This is a genomic window from Bacillus sp. 9.4 (assembly GCF_055486415.1).
The window spans coordinates 498615-517355 of record NZ_JBVFMU010000001.1 but is presented as its reverse complement, the minus strand read 5'-3'; the positions used below and the strand labels follow the sequence as shown (position 1 = coordinate 517355).

The 18741-nt window shown below is 45.6% G+C and carries 18 protein-coding genes; 16 read left to right on the top strand and 2 right to left on the bottom strand.

Annotation, left to right across the window (positions count from 1 at the left end; all coding sequences use genetic code 11):
• Positions 1-120: 120 nt before the first annotated feature.
• The 9 genes from xseA (at position 121) to spo0A (ending at position 10362) form a co-directional block, all read left to right on the top strand.
• Positions 121-1467 carry an exodeoxyribonuclease VII large subunit gene (gene xseA, locus ACZ07B_RS03180; protein WP_015251733.1) on the top strand — a complete coding sequence of 449 codons (1347 nt, stop codon included), beginning with the start codon at positions 121-123 and terminating at the stop codon, positions 1465-1467.
• Positions 1464-1718: an exodeoxyribonuclease VII small subunit gene (locus ACZ07B_RS03175; RefSeq protein WP_003226409.1), complete on the top strand. Its 255-nt coding sequence runs from the start codon at positions 1464-1466 to the stop codon at positions 1716-1718. The genes xseA and ACZ07B_RS03175 overlap by 4 nt, the downstream gene beginning before the upstream one ends.
• The gene (locus ACZ07B_RS03170) at positions 1708-2598 is read left to right on the top strand and encodes a polyprenyl synthetase family protein (protein WP_032726127.1); all 891 of its coding nucleotides are present in this window, start codon (positions 1708-1710) and stop codon (positions 2596-2598) included. The genes ACZ07B_RS03175 and ACZ07B_RS03170 overlap by 11 nt, the downstream gene beginning before the upstream one ends.
• A gap of 174 nt (positions 2599-2772) precedes the next feature.
• Positions 2773-4674: a 1-deoxy-D-xylulose-5-phosphate synthase gene (gene dxs, locus ACZ07B_RS03165; protein ID WP_015384069.1), complete on the top strand. Its 1902-nt coding sequence runs from the start codon at positions 2773-2775 to the stop codon at positions 4672-4674.
• A complete protein-coding gene (locus ACZ07B_RS03160) occupies positions 4671-5516 on the top strand; it encodes a TlyA family RNA methyltransferase (RefSeq protein ID WP_003230264.1) in 846 nt (281 codons plus the stop codon). The genes dxs and ACZ07B_RS03160 overlap by 4 nt, the downstream gene beginning before the upstream one ends.
• 97 nt (positions 5517-5613) lie before the next feature.
• Positions 5614-6063, top strand: a complete 450-nt coding sequence (argR, locus tag ACZ07B_RS03155) for an arginine repressor ArgR (RefSeq protein ID WP_124072962.1) — start codon at positions 5614-5616, stop codon at positions 6061-6063.
• 34 nt (positions 6064-6097) lie between these two features.
• Entirely contained in the window at positions 6098-7828 is a 1731-nt protein-coding gene (gene recN, locus ACZ07B_RS03150) for a DNA repair protein RecN (RefSeq protein WP_072173936.1), read from the top strand.
• Positions 7829-8002: 174 nt separating this feature from the next.
• Positions 8003-9283 carry a SpoIVB peptidase gene (spoIVB, locus tag ACZ07B_RS03145; RefSeq protein WP_464876893.1) on the top strand — a complete coding sequence of 427 codons (1281 nt, stop codon included), beginning with the start codon at positions 8003-8005 and terminating at the stop codon, positions 9281-9283.
• Between the two features lie 275 nt (positions 9284-9558).
• Positions 9559-10362 (top strand): sporulation transcription factor Spo0A, encoded by an 804-nt coding sequence (gene spo0A / locus ACZ07B_RS03140; protein WP_003226427.1) that lies wholly within the window; start codon positions 9559-9561, stop codon positions 10360-10362.
• A gap of 464 nt (positions 10363-10826) precedes the next feature.
• On the opposite strand, the gene ACZ07B_RS03135 is transcribed toward spo0A, so the two are convergent.
• Both ACZ07B_RS03135 and ACZ07B_RS03130 read right to left on the bottom strand, forming a co-directional pair.
• Positions 10827-11945 (bottom strand): NADH-dependent flavin oxidoreductase, encoded by a 1119-nt coding sequence (locus ACZ07B_RS03135; RefSeq protein WP_017696437.1) that lies wholly within the window; start codon positions 11943-11945, stop codon positions 10827-10829.
• 72 nt (positions 11946-12017) lie between these two features.
• Positions 12018-12170, bottom strand: a complete 153-nt coding sequence (locus ACZ07B_RS03130; RefSeq protein ID WP_015384065.1) for a hypothetical protein — start codon at positions 12168-12170, stop codon at positions 12018-12020.
• A 307-nt stretch (positions 12171-12477) separates the two neighbouring features.
• On the opposite strand from ACZ07B_RS03130, the gene ACZ07B_RS03125 reads away from it, so the two are divergent.
• The 7 genes from ACZ07B_RS03125 to mmgD all read left to right on the top strand — a co-directional run bounded on the left by ACZ07B_RS03125 (position 12478) and on the right by mmgD (position 18739).
• Complete coding sequence (locus tag ACZ07B_RS03125) at positions 12478-12774, top strand: hypothetical protein (protein ID WP_014480225.1); 297 nt, start codon at positions 12478-12480, stop codon at positions 12772-12774.
• A gap of 19 nt (positions 12775-12793) precedes the next feature.
• On the top strand, positions 12794-13414 hold the full coding sequence (locus tag ACZ07B_RS03120) for an N-acetylmuramoyl-L-alanine amidase family protein (RefSeq protein ID WP_010886565.1): 621 nt from the start codon (positions 12794-12796) through the stop codon (positions 13412-13414).
• Between the two features lie 78 nt (positions 13415-13492).
• Positions 13493-14224 (top strand): glycerophosphodiester phosphodiesterase, encoded by a 732-nt coding sequence (locus ACZ07B_RS03115; protein WP_464876892.1) that lies wholly within the window; start codon positions 13493-13495, stop codon positions 14222-14224.
• Positions 14225-14350: 126 nt separating this feature from the next.
• On the top strand, positions 14351-15532 hold the full coding sequence (locus tag ACZ07B_RS03110) for an acetyl-CoA C-acetyltransferase (protein WP_464876891.1): 1182 nt from the start codon (positions 14351-14353) through the stop codon (positions 15530-15532).
• 24 nt (positions 15533-15556) lie between these two features.
• Positions 15557-16420 carry a 3-hydroxybutyryl-CoA dehydrogenase gene (locus tag ACZ07B_RS03105; protein ID WP_464876890.1) on the top strand — a complete coding sequence of 288 codons (864 nt, stop codon included), beginning with the start codon at positions 15557-15559 and terminating at the stop codon, positions 16418-16420.
• 27 nt (positions 16421-16447) lie between these two features.
• Positions 16448-17587, top strand: a complete 1140-nt coding sequence (locus ACZ07B_RS03100) for an acyl-CoA dehydrogenase (protein WP_032726112.1) — start codon at positions 16448-16450, stop codon at positions 17585-17587.
• Between the two features lie 33 nt (positions 17588-17620).
• The gene (mmgD, locus tag ACZ07B_RS03095; protein ID WP_464876889.1) at positions 17621-18739 is read left to right on the top strand and encodes a citrate synthase; all 1119 of its coding nucleotides are present in this window, start codon (positions 17621-17623) and stop codon (positions 18737-18739) included.
• The last annotated feature ends 2 nt before the right edge of the window (positions 18740-18741 follow it).

Below are 18741 nucleotides of genomic sequence, written 5' to 3'. Positions count from 1 at the left end.
CAGGCGAAATGTTTGCCCGCCTTGAATATGAGCACGATACCCGCTTCTTCAGGCTCCTAAAGCCAGGGCGGGTTTTCTTTAGTTATGGTGCAGGAATGCTTAGGAGAGGAGTTTTTAGACATGGGTGAAGCAGCGTATGTGACCGTCTCAGCGCTGACAAAGTATATAAAACGAAAATTCGATGTAGATCCTCACCTTGAAAATATTTGGATTAAAGGCGAATTGTCGAATGTAAAGATACACACACGAGGGCATATTTATTTCACTTTAAAAGACGAAAACGCAAGAATGCAGTCGGTGATGTTCGCGAGACAAAGCGAGCGTCTGCCTTTTAAACCTGAAAACGGAATGAAAGTGCTGGTAAGAGGCGGAATTTCCGTATATGAACCGAGCGGAAACTATCAATTATATGCCAAAGAAATGCAGCCTGACGGGGTTGGAGCGCTTTATTTAGCGTACGAAGAATTAAAAAAGAAGCTTGCCGGAGAAGGTTTATTTGACGACCGCTACAAAAAACAAATCCCCGCATTTCCAGCCACAATCGGGGTTGTGACATCTCCAACGGGTGCCGCTGTCAGAGACGTTATTACAACTCTAAAAAGAAGATATCCCCTTGTAAAAGTCATTGTTCTTCCAGCGCTCGTACAAGGTGAAAATGCGAGCAGATCCATCGTTACGCGCATTGAAGAGGCAAATGAAAAAGAGATTTGCGACGTATTAATTGTCGGGAGAGGCGGCGGTTCGATAGAAGAACTGTGGGCATTCAATGAAGAAATTGTAGCACGCGCCATCTTTGCTTCCAATATTCCGATTATATCGGCAGTCGGACATGAGACGGATTTTACGATCAGTGATTTTGTCGCCGATATCAGAGCTGCGACGCCGACAGGAGCAGCTGAGATTGCTGTGCCTCATACCACTGATTTAATCGAACGGACAAAAACAGCGGAAGTCAGAATGACAAGAGCAATGCAGCAGCATCTCGGCCAGAAAAAAGAACGGATACAAACGCTGCAATCGTCCTATGCCTTTCGTTTTCCAAAGCGTTTGTATGCGCAAAAAGAGCAGCAGTTTGACCTCGCGTACCAGCAGTTTCAAGCACAGCTGACCGCTCTTTTAGATCGGAAAAGCAGACAGCTGGAGCGTGAAACGTACAGATTAGAGGCACTGCATCCTCATGAACAGCTGAAACAAGCAAGAACACGATATCAGGAACAAACAAATCAGCTGAGAAAAAATATGAATATCCAAATGAAGCAGCTGCATTCCCAATTTCAAACCGTTCTTGGCAAGCTGAATGCACTAAGTCCTCTTCAAGTGATGGAAAGAGGATACAGCTTGGCTTATAAAGAAGATAAACTCATTAAAAGTGTCAGTCAAATAGAAGAGCAGGACCGGCTTGAAGTCAAGCTGAAGGATGGCGTGCTGACCTGTGAAGTATTAGAAAAGAGAGGGGAAGAAAAATGACAGACGTGAAAAAAAATGAAAACATGACATTTGAAGAAGCGATGAAAGGGCTTGAGAGCATTGTATCAAAGCTTGAAGAGGGAGATGTGCCTCTAGAGCAAGCCATTAACTATTTCCAAGAAGGCATGGCTCTGTCAAAAATGTGCCATGAAAAGCTGCAAAAAGTCGAAAAGCAAATGGACTTCATTTTAAAAGAAGACGGCGAACTGGCACCTTTCAGTGTTCAGGAGGAAGACGAAGGTGACAAATAAATTAACGAGCTTTCTAGCGGACCGGAAAAAAACAATTGAAAATCAGCTTTCTGTCTATACAGAAAAGCTTGATATGCCGGACTCATTAAAGAAGTCTATGCTGTATTCTCTACAGGCCGGCGGAAAGCGGCTGCGGCCTCTGATTGTACTGGCTGTTTTAAACGCATATGGAAAAAGCGAAAAAGACGGCATTCCGGTGGGCTGTGCTGTCGAAATGATTCACACGTATTCGTTAATTCATGATGATCTTCCATGCATGGATGATGACGATTTGCGCCGTGGGAAGCCGACAAACCATAAAGTGTTTGGTGAAGCGACGGCAGTATTAGCGGGTGACGGGCTGCTCACAGAAAGCTTTAAGCTGATTACCTCCCACGTGTCAGACGAGGTGTCAGCAGAAAAGCGCCTGCGGCTTGTGAATGAACTGATTTCAGCGGCAGGCACCGAAGGCATGGTCGGTGGGCAAGTAGCTGATATGGAAGCGGAAAACCGACAAGTCACGCTTGAAGAGCTCGAATCCATTCATGAACGGAAAACTGCCAAGCTCCTTGGCTTTTGTGTAATCGCCGGTGCTATTTTGGCTGATGCGCCTGAGGAAGACATTGAAACACTGCGTACCTTCAGCAGCCACATTGGAATCGGATTTCAAATCAGAGACGATATTTTAGATTTAGAAGGCAGTGAAGAGAAAATCGGCAAACGTGTCGGCTCGGATACCACAAATGACAAATCGACATACCCGTCGCTTCTTTCATTGGAAGGGGCCAAACATAAATTGGATGTTCATATAAAAGAGGCGAAGCGATTGATCGACGGACTCTCTCTTCAAAAAGACCTTTTATATGAGCTTTGTGATTTAATTGCGGCAAGAGATCACTAAAACGATCCTAATTTGAAGCGGCTGCACGAGATATGGTAAAATGTAAGCAGTTTATATGAAAAATGAAAAGGAAAAGCGCGTTTGTCTTTTTTTATGTCTGAGATTATTGTCAGCTCGGCATGCAAAAGACATGTATCATTGCAGAAATTCATGCTGAAAGTGAGTTGATCCGCTTTGGATCTTTTATCAATACAGGACCCGTCGTTTTTAAAAAACATGTCCATTGATGAATTAGAGAAATTAAGTGATGAAATCCGTCAGTTTTTAATTACAAGTTTATCCGCTTCCGGCGGCCACATCGGCCCAAACTTAGGTGTCGTAGAGCTTACTATTGCTTTGCATAAGGAATTTAACAGCCCGAAAGACAAATTTTTATGGGATGTAGGCCATCAATCGTATGTCCATAAGCTGCTGACAGGACGCGGAAAAGAATTTGCGACGCTTCGCCAGTACAAAGGGCTTTGCGGATTTCCAAAGCGGAGTGAAAGCGAGCACGATGTTTGGGAAACCGGGCACAGCTCGACTTCTCTGTCAGGCGCGATGGGAATGGCAGCTGCCCGTGATATTAAAGGAACGGATGAATATATTATTCCGATCATAGGTGACGGCGCGCTGACCGGCGGTATGGCGCTCGAAGCCCTTAACCACATCGGCGACGAGAAAAAAGACATGATTGTCATCCTTAATGATAATGAAATGAGTATTGCACCGAATGTCGGTGCCATTCACTCTATGCTCGGACGGCTCCGTACTGCGGGGAAATACCAGTGGGTCAAAGATGAGCTTGAATACTTATTTAAAAAGATTCCGGCAGTTGGGGGCAAGCTTGCCGCCACGGCGGAACGAGTCAAAGACAGCCTGAAATACATGCTCGTCTCCGGAATGTTTTTCGAGGAGCTCGGTTTTACGTATTTGGGCCCGGTGGACGGACATTCTTATCATGAGCTGATTGAGAATCTTCAATACGCCAAAAAAACGAAAGGCCCTGTTCTTCTGCATGTCATCACGAAAAAAGGGAAGGGGTACAAACCGGCTGAGACCGATACGATTGGGACATGGCATGGTACCGGACCATATAAAATTAATACCGGTGACTTTGTAAAGCCGAAAGCCGCAGCTCCTTCGTGGAGCGGTCTTGTCAGCGGAACTGTGCAGCGAATGGCGCGCGAGGACGGACGCATTGTAGCCATTACGCCGGCTATGCCTGTCGGTTCAAAGCTTGAAGGTTTCGCAAAGGAATTCCCTGACCGGATGTTCGACGTAGGAATCGCAGAACAGCATGCCGCAACGATGGCGGCAGCTATGGCAATGCAGGGTATGAAGCCGTTTTTGGCGATTTACTCAACCTTCCTGCAAAGGGCATATGACCAAGTTGTCCATGACATCTGCCGCCAAAACGCCAATGTGTTTATTGGAATTGACCGTGCAGGACTCGTTGGCGCTGATGGAGAGACACATCAAGGCGTGTTTGATATTGCGTTTATGCGCCACATTCCAAACATGGTCTTAATGATGCCGAAAGACGAAAATGAAGGCCAGCACATGGTTCATACAGCACTTAGCTATGACGAAGGCCCGATAGCGATGCGTTTTCCGCGCGGAAACGGACTCGGCGTAAAAATGGATGAACAGTTGAAAACGATTCCGATCGGTACGTGGGAGGTGCTACGTCCGGGGAACGATGCTGTCATCTTAACATTCGGCACAACAATCGAAATGGCGATTGAAGCAGCCGAAGAGCTGCAGAAAGAAGGCCTTTCCGTGCGCGTTGTGAATGCGCGTTTTATTAAGCCGATTGATGAAAAGATGATGAAGAGTATCCTAAAAGAAGGCTTGCCAATTTTAACAATTGAAGAAGCGGTCTTAGAAGGCGGTTTCGGAAGCTCGATTTTAGAATTCGCTCATGATCAAGGTGAATATCATACTCCGATCGACAGAATGGGTATACCTGATCGGTTTATTGAACACGGAAGTGTAACAGCGCTTCTTGAGGAAATTGGACTGACAAAACAGCAGGTGGCAAATCGTATTAGATTACTGATGCCGCCAAAGACACACAAAGGAATTGGATCATGACGTCAAAGAAAGAACGATTAGATGTATTATTAGTGGAAAGAGGGCTGGCGGAAACGCGTGAAAAAGCCAAAAGAGCCATTATGGCGGGGATCGTCTATTCAAACGAAAACCGCTTGGACAAGCCTGGAGAAAAAATTGACCGCGACCTTCCGTTAACCGTCAAAGGAAACCCGCTGAGGTATGTGAGCAGGGGCGGCTTAAAGCTCGAAAAAGCGTTGAAGGAATTTCCCGTCTCTGTCAAAGATAAAATTATGATTGATATTGGCTCCTCCACCGGCGGTTTTACGGACTGCGCTTTGCAAAATGGAGCTAAACAGTCATACGCTGTGGATGTAGGCTATAATCAGCTTGCATGGAAGCTTAGACAGGATGAACGGGTCGTCGTGATGGAACGGACGAACTTTCGTTATGCAACACCGGCAGACTTTACAAAGGGCATGCCGGAGTTTGCCACAATTGATGTGTCCTTTATTTCACTGCGGCTCATCCTGCCTGTCCTAAGGACTTTACTCGTACCGGGCAGCGACTGCATGGCTCTAGTTAAGCCTCAGTTTGAAGCGGGACGGGAATCCGTCGGCAAAAAAGGAATTGTCAGAGATCCTAAAGTGCATGCTGATGTGCTCAAGCGAATGATCAGTTTTTCTGCCGCTGAAGGCTATATCTGTAAAGGCTTGTCATTTTCTCCAATCACGGGAGGAGACGGAAATATTGAGTTTCTCCTTCATTTGCATTGGCCGGGAGAGGGACAGGAAGGCCAGGAGCTGCCGGAAGAAGAGATCATGCGCGTTGTAGAAGAAGCACATAAGACGTTAAAAGAAAAAAAAGCAGATGTACCGGAATAATAGGGCGCTATTATTCCTTTTTTCTGCATTCATGTACAATGTGCAGAGAATCATATAACATAAAAGAACAGATAAGCTTGGAAATAGAGGTGCTTACATGAACAAAGGCCAGAGGCATATTAAAATCAGAGAGATCATTACAAGCAATGAAATCGAAACGCAGGATGAATTGGTCGACATGCTAAAGCAGGATGGATACAAAGTAACGCAAGCCACGGTATCACGGGATATTAAAGAACTTCACCTTGTAAAAGTGCCTACAAATAATGGTTCTTACAAATACAGTCTTCCGGCGGACCAGCGTTTCAATCCGCTGTCTAAGCTAAAGCGGGCCTTGATGGACGCATTTGTGAAAATAGACTCTGCAAGCCATATGATCGTACTGAAAACGATGCCGGGCAATGCTCAGGCAATCGGGGCGCTGATGGACAATTTGGACTGGGATGAAATGATGGGGACCATTTGCGGAGATGACACGATTTTAATTATTTGCCGGACTCCTGAAGATACAGACGGTGTAAAAAACAGACTGCTTGAACTGCTGTAACAGAATCTAACAAAGATAAGAGGTGTAATGCTGTTTGTTAGCTGAACTATCGATTAAAAACTTTGCCATTATTGAGGAACTGACGGTTTCTTTTGAACGCGGGCTTACGGTTTTAACAGGAGAAACCGGAGCCGGCAAATCCATCATCATAGATGCCATTTCTCTTTTAGTCGGAGGCCGCGGATCATCTGAATTTGTTAGATATGGGGAAGCAAAAGCTGAACTTGAAGGGCTGTTTCTGTTGGAGAGCGGCCATCCTGTTTTAGGCGTATGCGCTGAGCAGGGAATCGACGTTTCAGACGAAATGATCGTCATGAGAAGGGATATCAGCACGAGCGGGAAAAGCGTTTGCCGTGTCAATGGCAAGCTTGTCACGATTGCTTCGCTAAGAGAGATCGGCAGGCTTTTATTAGATATTCACGGACAGCACGATAACCAGCTGTTAATGGAAGACGAAAATCATCTCCAGCTTTTGGACAAGTTTGCCGGGGCCGAAGTGGAAAGCGCGCTCAAAACGTATCAGGAAGGATACCAGCGGTATATGAAGCTGCTCAAAAAGCTTAAGCAGCTTTCTGAAAGCGAACAGGAAATGGCCCATCGTCTTGATCTTATTCAATTTCAGCTCGAAGAAATCGAATCGGCAAAGCTTGAGCTTAACGAAGATAAACAGCTCCAAGAAGAGCGCCAGGAAATTTCAAACTTTGAGAAGATATATGAATCGCTGCAAAATGCATATAACGCGCTTCGCAGTGAGCAGGGCGGATTGGACTGGGTCGGAATGGCTTCAGCGCAGCTTGAAGATATCTCTGATATTAACGAACCGCTGAAAAAACTGTCTGAAAGTGTTTCGAACTCCTACTATTTGCTTGAGGATGCCACATTTCAGATGAGAAATATGCTGGATGAGCTTGAATTTGATCCGGAACGCTTGAACTATATTGAGACACGACTTAATGAAATCAAACAGCTGAAACGAAAATACGGTGCCACTGTTGAAGACATTTTGGAATATGCTTCTAAAATTGAAGAAGAGATTGACCAAATTGAAAACAGGGACAGCCACCTTCAAAGCTTGAAAAAGGAGCTTGACTCCGTCGGCAAAGATGTCGCAGTGGAAGCGGCAAATGTGTCACAAATCCGAAAAACATGGGCGAAAAAGCTGGCTGATGAGATTCATCGGGAATTAAAAAGCCTGTACATGGAAAAATCAACTTTCGATACGGAATTTAAGGTCAGAACAGCGTCACGCAATGAAGAGGCGCCGCTTGTAAACGGCCAGCCCGTTCAGTTGACTGAACAAGGGATTGACCTGGTGAAGTTTTTAATTTCAACCAATACAGGCGAGCCGCTGAAATCCCTTTCGAAAGTCGCTTCAGGTGGAGAGCTGTCACGGGTGATGCTTGCCATAAAAAGCATTTTCTCCTCACAACAGGATGTGACATCGATCATTTTTGACGAGGTTGATACCGGTGTAAGCGGCAGGGTCGCACAGGCAATCGCTGAGAAGATCCATAAGGTGTCAATAGGTTCACAAGTGCTGTGCATTACACACCTGCCTCAGGTGGCTGCCATGGCCGATACGCATCTTTATATTGCGAAGGAGTTAAAAGACGGCAGAACGACGACACGTGTCAAGCCGCTCTCTAAGCAGGAAAAGGTAGCGGAAATCGGGCGCATGATTGCAGGTGTCGAAGTAACCGACTTAACGAAACGCCATGCGAAAGAACTTTTAAAACAAGCGGATCAAGTCAAAACAACTGGGTAAGCTGCGCGAGAAGCGCAGCTTATTTTTTTCGTGTACATCCATTCGTTCATCAGTATATCCAATGTTTTTCTTCATATGACAGTTATAAATAAGCCGTCAGAAGGCAAAATTAAATGATGTAGCAGCAAGTCATAAAGAAGGTGTGGGATAGGAGCGAGGAGAGTGAAGTAGTGAATGCCCGATAACATCAGAAAAGCAGTAGGTTTAATTCTCCTTGTTTCGTTATTAAGTGTAGGTTTATGCAAACCGCTAAAAGAATATTTACTGATTCCAACGCAAATGAGAGTATTTGAAACCCAAACACAAGCGATTGAAACGAGTTTATCGGTAAACGCTCAGCCATCAGAATCCTCAGAAGCGTTTACAGTAAAGAAAGATCCGCATGAAATCAAGGTGACGGGCAAAAAATCAGGTGAGTCAGAATTGGTATACGATCTTGCCGGATTTCCAATAAAAAAAACAAAAGTGCATGTTCTTCCTGATTTAAAGGTTATACCTGGCGGACAATCAATCGGTGTAAAACTTCATTCCGTCGGTGTTCTTGTCGTCGGATTTCATCAAATCAATACAAGTGAAGGCAAAAAATCTCCGGGAGAAACGGCCGGAATTGAAGCGGGCGACATCATTATTGAGATGAATGGACAGAAAATTGAAAAAATGAATGATGTAGCCCCATTTATTCAAAAGGCTGGGAAAACTGGTGAACCTTTAGATTTACTGATCAAACGTGATAAACAGAAAATCAAAACGAAGCTGATCCCAGAAAAGGATGAAGGAGAAGGCAAATACAGAATCGGGTTATATATCAGAGATTCTGCTGCCGGCATCGGCACTATGACCTTTTATGAACCGAAAACAAAAAAATACGGAGCACTTGGCCACGTGATTTCCGATATGGACACAAAGAAACCAATTGTAGTGGAGAATGGAGAAATCGTTAAATCCACTGTAACATCAATTGAAAAAGGGACAGGCGGTAATCCGGGAGAAAAACTGGCGCGATTTTCCTCAGAACGCAAAACGATCGGGGATATTAACAGAAACAGCCCGTTTGGGATTTTCGGCACACTGCATCAGCCGATTCAAAACAACATATCAGATCAAGCATTGCCGGTTGCGTTTTCTACCGAAGTCAAAAAAGGGCCGGCTGAAATTTTAACGGTTATTGATGATGACAAAGTAGAAAAATTCGATATTGAAATCGTCAGCACAACGCCGCAAAAATTCCCTGCGACAAAAGGAATGGTGTTGAAAATTACCGATCCAAGGCTGTTGAAAGAAACAGGAGGCATCGTACAGGGGATGAGCGGAAGCCCGATTATTCAAAATGGAAAAGTGATCGGTGCTGTCACCCATGTATTTGTAAATGACCCGACAAGCGGCTACGGTGTTCATATTGAATGGATGCTGTCAGAAGCAGGAATCGATATTTATGGAAAAGAAAAAGCAAGTTGACTGCCGGAGTTTCCGGCAGTTTTTTTATTTTGATCCCTCTTCACTTCTCAGAATACATACGGTAAAATATACAAAAGAAGATTTTTCGACAAATTCACGTTTCCTTGTTTGTCAAATTTCATTTTTAGTCGAAAAACAGAGAAAAACATAGAATAACAAAGATATGCCACTAATATTGGTGATTATGATTTTTTTAGAGGGTATATAGCGGTTTTGTCGAATGTAAACATGTAGCAAGGGTGAATCCTGTTAACTACATTTGGGGAGGAAGAAACGTGGAGAAAATTAAAGTTTGTGTTGCTGATGATAATCGAGAGCTGGTAAGCCTGTTAAGTGAATATATAGAAGGACAGGAAGACATGGAAGTGATCGGCGTTGCTTATAACGGACAGGAATGCCTGTCGCTGTTTAAAGAAAAAGATCCCGATGTGCTCGTATTAGATATTATTATGCCGCATTTAGACGGACTTGCGGTTTTAGAGAGGCTGAGGGAATCAGATCTGAAAAAACAGCCGAATGTCATTATGCTGACAGCCTTTGGACAGGAAGATGTCACGAAAAAGGCCGTCGATTTAGGCGCGTCCTACTTTATTCTCAAACCGTTTGATATGGAAAACCTTGTCGGCCATATCCGCCAGGTCAGCGGAAATGCCAGCAGTGTGACGCATCGTGCGCCATCATCGCAAAGCAGTATTATACGCAGCAGCCAGCCTGAACCAAAGAAGAAAAATCTCGACGCGAGCATCACAAGCATTATCCATGAAATCGGCGTCCCAGCCCATATTAAAGGCTATCTCTATCTGCGCGAAGCAATCTCAATGGTATACAATGACATCGAATTGCTCGGCAGCATTACAAAAGTCCTCTATCCGGACATCGCCAAAAAATTTAACACAACCGCAAGCCGTGTAGAAAGAGCGATCCGCCATGCAATTGAAGTGGCATGGAGCAGAGGAAACATTGATTCCATTTCCTCGTTGTTTGGTTATACTGTCAGCATGACAAAAGCTAAACCGACAAATTCGGAATTCATTGCAATGGTTGCGGATAAGCTGAGATTAGAACATAAGGCTTCTTAAACATGAGCTTATTAAGTGGTCATTAAATCAAACGTCTTTTATTTATTAGTTTGCGCTGATAAATAGGAGGCGTTTTGTTTTGGGGACATTTGTAGTATGGGAGAAGAATATTAAGTATCCGCATATAGTAAAGGATAGGTTTGAAAAGTAAGGAAAGCAAATGGCGGTATTACCTGCACTCTTGGTCCATTCATACATCTTATAGGATCACGAAGCATGATCGACCCTAAATGTGTCCGTTATAAAATGAAACCTTTCTCCTGCAAAATCGTAAGTAAGGCGTATTCATGTAAAAAGGAGACGTACGAATGAAAAAGAAAAAAGCAAGAAAGCGTGAGGGGTTTTTCCTGGACTTTCTTTTCGAAGTTGGTGGGGAGCTCTTTCTTTTGCTGTTTAGATGTGTACACAAACTATTTATATAAAGGGAAAAAGACTGCCGAATCGTTTCGGCAGTCTTTTGCACATTAATCTTTATAAGGCACCCAGCCTGGCGTGTTCACAATTGCTTGCCATAGCGGTTCAGGCAAATGATATTTTTCTTTATCTGTGCCTTTGATCACTGTTTCGATTTGCTTTTCACGGCCTTCTTTTACTTTTACCGTCCAGTCAGGGTCAACTAGAATTTCGCGTCCCATAGCGACTAGCGGAATACCGTTTTCGATGACGGCAAGCGCGTCATCAGCGGAATGGATGGAACCGACGGCGATCAGCGGCACTTTGTTTCCGACACGTTCATTCAATAAGTCCATGCGTGTGCGAGTCGGATCTGCACCGCGGCGCGCTTTTGAGTTCACGTCCATCAGTGAGATATGAAGATAGTCCAATTCTTTATCCCCTAAAGCATCAACAAGCGTATAAGTTTCAGTCATTGTCAATCCCGGTGTCTCAGGTTCTTCCGGAGACAGACGGTAGCCGACTAAGAACGCACCCTTCGCATGTTCTGAAGCGGCTTTTTTCACTTCATCGACAATAGCGAGCGGGAAGGCTAATCGTTTTTCATCGCTTCCTCCCCAGCGATCCGTGCGCTGGTTGGTTTTCGGAGAATAAAACTGCTGAATTAAGTAGCCGTTTGCACCGTGAATTTCGACACCGTCAAAGCCCGCTTCAATGGCACGTCTTGTCGCTTCTCCAAACGCCTTCACAATGTTTTCCACTTCTTCTTCTTTTAATGCGCGAGCAATTTGTTTGCCGTTATCAAACACGTCACTTGGCCCCACAACATCTTGTTGAGGAACGAGCTCAGACGGGCACTCAATACCGCCGTGATGAATTTGTACAACAGCTTTAGCGCCTTGTGCCTGAATGGCTTGTGCTAACTTTTTTAAACCTGGAATGTTGGAATCGTCATGGATGGCCGGCTGCCCGGGGAATGCTTTTCCGTCCGGTGTAACATTTGCGCAGGCTGTAATCACCATTCCCATCTCTTTTGAACGGGGGATGATGTAGTCGAGCTCCGCTTCAGAAATTGTACCGTCTTCATTAGAAGCGTAATGAGTCATTGGTGCTACTGCGATCCGGTTGTCGATTGTAACGCCGCTTTTAAACGTAAATGGTTCAAACAGTGGCTTATACTTAGGATTCATTTGATCATCTTCTTTCGTTTGGATTCGCACATATTCTAGCCTATATGTAAAAATTAATGCAATTGATCTGCTTTACCGACTGAATATCTTGAATGCAGAGTGATGTTTTCGCCGCTCTTTTTCGGGACCTTTGTAGCCGCCGCTGATTTGGTGGCCGATGGAGCATGTGATGACAGCTGCCGCCAGCAGCAGAACGAATTTTTTCATGGCTTTAACTTCTTTCAATAAAGTAAATATCCTTTAAAAGGTTACGCCTGGCTGACCCACCCGTCAAACGATTTGCTCACCCTATTCTCAAATTTTTTAAAATGAATAAAAAGTTGCTTCTTTCCGCTAATTTTTTCTAATTGGCGCCTCAATTAGAGCCATCCTCATAGACAAATCTGCTCGTTATCTTTCTAACAACAGGAAATGATCGGGTCGTATAGCCCTTTTGAAAATCATGGAACTTGCTCGCCTGCATTCGCGTTGTCTTTACAAATTCGCCATTCTGGTCAAAGATAAAAGCCAAACATCAGGAAGAGGTGGTCATGTGAAACAAACGGTTCTTTTGCTGTTTACTGCGCTCTTTCTTTCGGGGTGCAGTGTTGCAAGTGCGGATGACTCAGTGCCAAGGTTTACCGAAGAGGGAAAATACATTGGCTCGGCTGATCCTCATACGATTGCGGTGTCTCTTAATGGAGAAGAAACCATGATACAAGTTCCGAAGGATAAACGTGATGAATGTGAATCACTGCCAGATCAGACACATGTCCTGGTGAAATATACAAAGAAGGATAATGGAACTTTACAGCTGGAAGATATTCAGCTGCGAAAGAACTCGTCATAAAAAGACCGGAGGGAGTAAGTTGAGAATGTTATGGAGGAGCTTGGCGCTGTGCGGATTGGCTTTGACGCTCGCGCCTTGTGCACAGGCAGCAGAGCCGATAGAAGGGAAAACAGTGTATATTGATGCCGGACACGGCGGTGAAGACAGTGGAGCGGTCGGAAACGGGCTCTTTGAAAAGGATATTAATTTGGCTGTCTCAGAGCATGTGACAGACAAACTAAAAGAGGAGGGAGCCAATCCTGTTGCATCCCGGTCTGACGATCATTTTCTGACCTTGGAGGAAAGAGTGGCTAAGGCAAGTGCCAATCAGGCTGACCTTTTTGTCAGCATTCATGTGAATTCAGGGGTTGCTTCAGCTTCAGGAACAGAAACGTATTTTCAATCTGATTATGAAGGGGAGAACAGCCGGCGTCTGGCATCCGATATTCAGTCACAGCTCGTTTCATCCTTACAAACGAGAGACAGGGGCGTGAAAGAATCAGACTTTTACGTCATTACATATTCACAAATGCCAAGTGTGTTAGCGGAGCTTGGGTTTATCACGAACAGCTCTGATGCGGACAAGCTGGGAAGTGAAGAATACCAGCAAAAGGCCGCAGATGCGATTGTCAACGGCATTGATTCTTATTATGATCAGTAGATTGATACAGCCTTAATCCTAGAGTGGAGCCGACAAAATAAGTATAATGGAGAAAACTTTAGGGTTTGAGGTGAAACGATGACAAAGATTTTTGCCCACCGGGGGGCATCAGGTCAATTTCCCGAAAATACAATGCTTGCATTTGAAAAAGGAATTGAAGCCGGAGCGGATGGGATAGAGCTTGATGTACAGCTGACGAAAGACGGACGCATTGTTGTAATTCATGATGAAAGACTTAATCGCACGACATCACTTAAAGGATTCGTGAAGGATACAGCCTATGATGAGGTGAAGACTGTGAATGCGGCCGCTGGTCACGATCAAGCGTACAGCGATATAAAAGTGCCGCTGCTAGAAGATGTGCTCTCGTGGGCGGTAAAAAAGGATTTTCTCATCAACATTGAATTAAAAAACAGCGTGATCCGCTATGAGGGAATGGAAGAAAAAGTGCTGGAGGCAGTGAAGCGATTCAATGTAGAGGAGAGAGTCATCCTATCCACCTTTAATCATGACAGCTTGGCGCTATGCGCCCGGCTTGCGCCGCATATCGAACGGGCAGTATTAACTTCAGATGTGCTTTATCAGGCAGATCGATATATCGCGTCTATTCCGGCTTCCGGCTATCACCCGAAGTTAAACAGCCCAGGGGTCACAGATGAAGTGCTGAAGAAAATGAGGAACAGTTCGATTAAGGTAAGGCCGTATACAGTCAATCGTCCGGAAGATATGAAGTGTCTCATTGAAGCGGGAGCAGACGGCATGTTTACCGACTTTCCAGAAAAGGCTTCGGCATTGCTGAAAAATGAATAGTTGTTAGAAGGAGGCTGTTTGATGCAGCCTTCTTTTTTCATTCATTCATGCCCGTTTCAAAGCATACATTCATAGAAGACAACTAGAAATTGTAAGCGCTGTCTATCTTCTGAATGAGGTGAAACCATGAGGAAAACAGTCATTGTAAGTGCTGCAAGAACTCCATTTGGCAAATTCGGCGGAGTTTTGAAAGAGGTGAAAGCTGCTGAGCTTGGGGGCATTGTGATGAAGGAGGCGCTGCAACGGGCTGGAGTCTCTGGAGATGATGTAGAAGGAAACGTCATGGGCATGGTTGTCCAGGCCGGCTCAGGGCAGATACCTTCCCGTCAAGCTGCCCGTCTGGCGGGAATGCCTTGGAGTGTGCCGTCAGAAACACTGAATAAAGTCTGTGCTTCCGGCCTTCGCGCTGTCACTTTATGTGATCAAATGATTCGGGCGCAGGATGCGAACATACTTGTTGCGGGGGGAATGGAAAGCATGAGCAATATTCCGTATGCCGTTCCCGCCGGGCGCTGGGGAGCACGGATGGGGGACGGCGAGCTTAGGGACTTAATGGTGTATGACGGATTAACGTGCGCATTTGACGAGGTGCACATGGCTGTTCACGGAAATACAGCTGCCATGGAATATGCAATCTCACGAAGAGAGCAGGACGAATGGGCGTTGAGAAGTCATGCAAGGGCAGCTAAGGCCGCCGATGAAGGGAAGTTTCAGGATGAAATTGTTCTCGTCAACTGGATCGGTCGAAAAGGAAAACCAAACGCTGTTGATAAAGATGAAGCGATTCGCCGTGACACAAGTCTGGATCAGCTCGCGAAACTTGCTCCTATTTATGCAAGTGACGGTTCTATCACAGCCGGCAATGCTCCTGGAGTCAATGACGGAGCCGGCGCGTTCGTGCTTATGTCTGAGGAAAAAGCTGCTGAGCTTGGCAAACGGCCTCTGGCTACAATTCTTGGTTTTTCAACTACGGGAATGCCAGCGCACGAGCTGGCGGCAGCGCCGGGATTTGCCATTAACAAGCTCCTGAAAAAGAACGGTTTAACTGTCCAAGATATTGACTTGTTTGAAGTAAATGAAGCTTTTGCTTCAGTTGTTTTGACATGTGAAAAAATCGTAGGTTTCGATCTTGAAAAAGTAAATGTAAATGGCGGTGCGATCGCGCTCGGCCATCCGATCGGCGCGAGCGGGGCGAGAATTCTCATGACGCTTGTTTATGAATTAAAGCGACGGGGAGGGGGGCTGGGCGTTGCCGCTATTTGCAGCGGGGCAGCACAGGGAGACGCCGTCTTAGTGCAGGTTCATTAAAACATGATGAAAAAGGGGATTTGAATGGAAATCAAACAAATCATGGTAGCTGGCGCAGGTCAGATGGGAAGCGGAATTGCTCAAACAGCTGCCGACGCGGGCTTTTATGTGCGGATGTATGATGTGAATCCAGAGGCCGCTGAGGCAGGATTGAAACGGCTGAAGAAACAGCTGGCCCGTGATGCTGAGAAAGGAAAAAGGACCGTGACGGAAGTGAAGAGCGTAATCAGCCGCATTTCGATTTCTCAAACGCTTGAGGAGGCAGAGCATGCGGACATTGTGATTGAGGCTATCGCAGAAAACATGGCGGCAAAAACTGAGATGTTTAAAACACTTGATCGCATGTGCCCGCCTCATACGATTTTGGCCAGCAATACATCTTCCTTGCCTATTACAGAAATCGCTGCTGTAACAAGCCGGCCTCAACGGGTTATTGGCATGCATTTTATGAATCCCGTCCCTGTAATGAAGCTGGTTGAAGTGATTCGCGGCTTGGCTACATCAGAAGAAACGGCCTTAGATGTTATGGCATTAGCGGAAAAGATGGGGAAAACAGCGGTAGAAGTCAATGATTTTCCTGGGTTTGTTTCCAACCGTGTGCTTCTTCCAATGATTAATGAAGCCATTTATTGCGTGTATGAGGGAGTGGCGAAGCCGGAGGCAATAGACGAAGTGATGAAGCTGGGCATGAATCATCCGATGGGTCCGCTTGCATTAGCGGATTTTATCGGACTGGATACGTGTTTATCAATTATGGAAGTCCTTCACTCAGGCCTTGGCGATTCCAAATACCGTCCTTGCCCGCTGCTCCGCAAGTATGTCAAAGCAGGCTGGCTTGGCAAAAAGAGCGGACGCGGTTTTTATGACTATGAGGAGAGGACTTCCTAAAGTCTATTCCATCCGGGGGTGGCCGAGTTGCATGTAACCCAAGAGCAAGTCATGATGCGAAAAATGGTGCGTGATTTTGCACGAAAAGAAATTGCTCCCGCTGCGGAAATCATGGAGAAAACGGACGAATTTCCCTTTCAGCTGATCAAAAAAATGGGTGAACACGGACTGATGGGAATACCGGTGCCGGAACAATACGGCGGTGCCGGGGCGGACGTTGTTTCTTATATTTTGGCGATTCATGAGATTTCTAGAATCAGTGCGGCTGTCGGCGTGATACTCTCCGTTCATACCTCAGTCGGCACGAATCCGATTCTGTATTTCGGCAACGAAGAACAAAAGATGAAATATATACCAAAGCTCGCGTCAGGAGACCATTTGGGCGCATTTGCACTAACGGAGCCTCACTCGGGGTCGGATGCCGGGAGCCTCCGCACAACAGCAATCAAAAAGAACGGCAAATATCTATTAAACGGATCGAAAATATTCATAACGAATGGCGGAGCAGCTGATATCTATATCACATTTGCTTTAACAGCTCCAGATCAAGGCAGGCACGGAATTTCGGCTTTTATTGTTGAAAAAAACACACCCGGTTTTACCGTTGGAAAAAAAGAAAGAAAGCTGGGGCTTTATGGCTCCAATACTACGGAACTGATTTTTGATAATGCAGAAGTGCCTGAAGCCAATTTGCTTGGCAAAGAGGGGGATGGCTTTCACATTGCCATGGCGAATTTAAATGTCGGCCGGATCGGCATTGCGGCACAGGCCCTCGGAATTGCAGAGGCGGCTCTTGAGCATGCCGTTGATTATGCGAAGCAGCGAGTGCAATTTGGAAGGCCGATCGCAGCCAATCAAGGCATATCATTTAAGCTGGCTGACATGGCGACTAGGGCAGAGGCGGCAAGACATCTTGTCTACCACGCCGCAGACCTTCATAACCGCGGCCTAAATTGTGGAAAAGAAGCGTCTATGGCTAAACAATTTGCTTCCGATGCAGCCGTGAAGGCAGCGTTAGACGCCGTTCAAATTTATGGAGGATATGGCTATATGAAGGATTATCCGGTTGAGCGCTTGCTTCGCGATGCAAAGGTGACGCAAATCTATGAAGGGACGAACGAGATTCAAAGACTGATTATTTCTAAGTATTTGCTTGGCGGAACCTGATAGACAAAAAACGCATAAACGGAGGTTGAGGATATGGAGGAGAAACAGCAATATTCTCCAGGGTTGGACGGTGTGATTGCGGCAGAAACTCATATTTCTTATCTTGACACGCAGTCCAGCCAGATTTTGATAAGAGGCTATGATTTAATAGAACTTTCTGAAACAAAAAGCTATCTGGAGCTTGTCCATTTATTGCTGGAGGGCAGGCTGCCAGAAGAAAGTGAAATGGAGACGCTGGAACGTAAAATAAACAGTGCCGCAAGCCTGCCTGCTGATCATCTCCGTCTGCTTGAGCTGCTCCCTGAGGACACTCATCCAATGGATAGTCTGCGTACCGGCCTGTCGGCACTTGCTGGCTATGATCGGCAAATTGATGATCGGTCTCCTTCCGCAAACAAAGAACGCGCCTATCAGCTTCTTGGGAAAATGCCTGCCCTCACTGCTGCCAGCTACAGGATCATTAATAAGAAAGAACCGATTCTTCCGCTTCATACCTTATCCTACAGTGCGAATTTTCTCTACATGATGACAGGGAAATTGCCGTCTTCATTGGAAGAACAGATTTTTGACCGGTCGCTCGTCCTGTACAGTGAGCATGAGATGCCGAATTCAACCTTTGCGGCCAGGGTCATTGCATCTACACATTCAGATCTTTATGGGGCTTTGACTGGGGCTGTCGCTTCCCTGAAAGGGAATCTTCACGGAGGAGCAAACGAAGCTGTAATGTATTTGCTTTTGGAGGCAAAAACGAAATCTGATTTTGAGCAGCTTCTGCAAACAAAACTGAAAAGAAAAGAAAAAATCATGGGCTTCGGCCACCGGGTGTATATGAAAAAAATGGACCCGAGAGCACTCATGATGAAAGAGGCGCTGCAGCAATTATGCGATAAAGCCGGTGACTATCGTTTATATGAGATGTGTGAAGCGGGTGAGCGGCTGATGGAGAAGGAAAAAGGGCTTTACCCGAATTTGGATTACTATGCTGCCCCAGTGTATTGGATGCTCGGCATACCGATTCCTTTATATACGCCGATCTTTTTCAGCGCAAGAACGTCCGGTTTATGCGCCCATGTGATCGAACAGCATGCCAATAATCGGCTCTTCCGTCCCCGTGTCAGTTACATGGGCCCGCGATATCAAACAAAATCATGAAA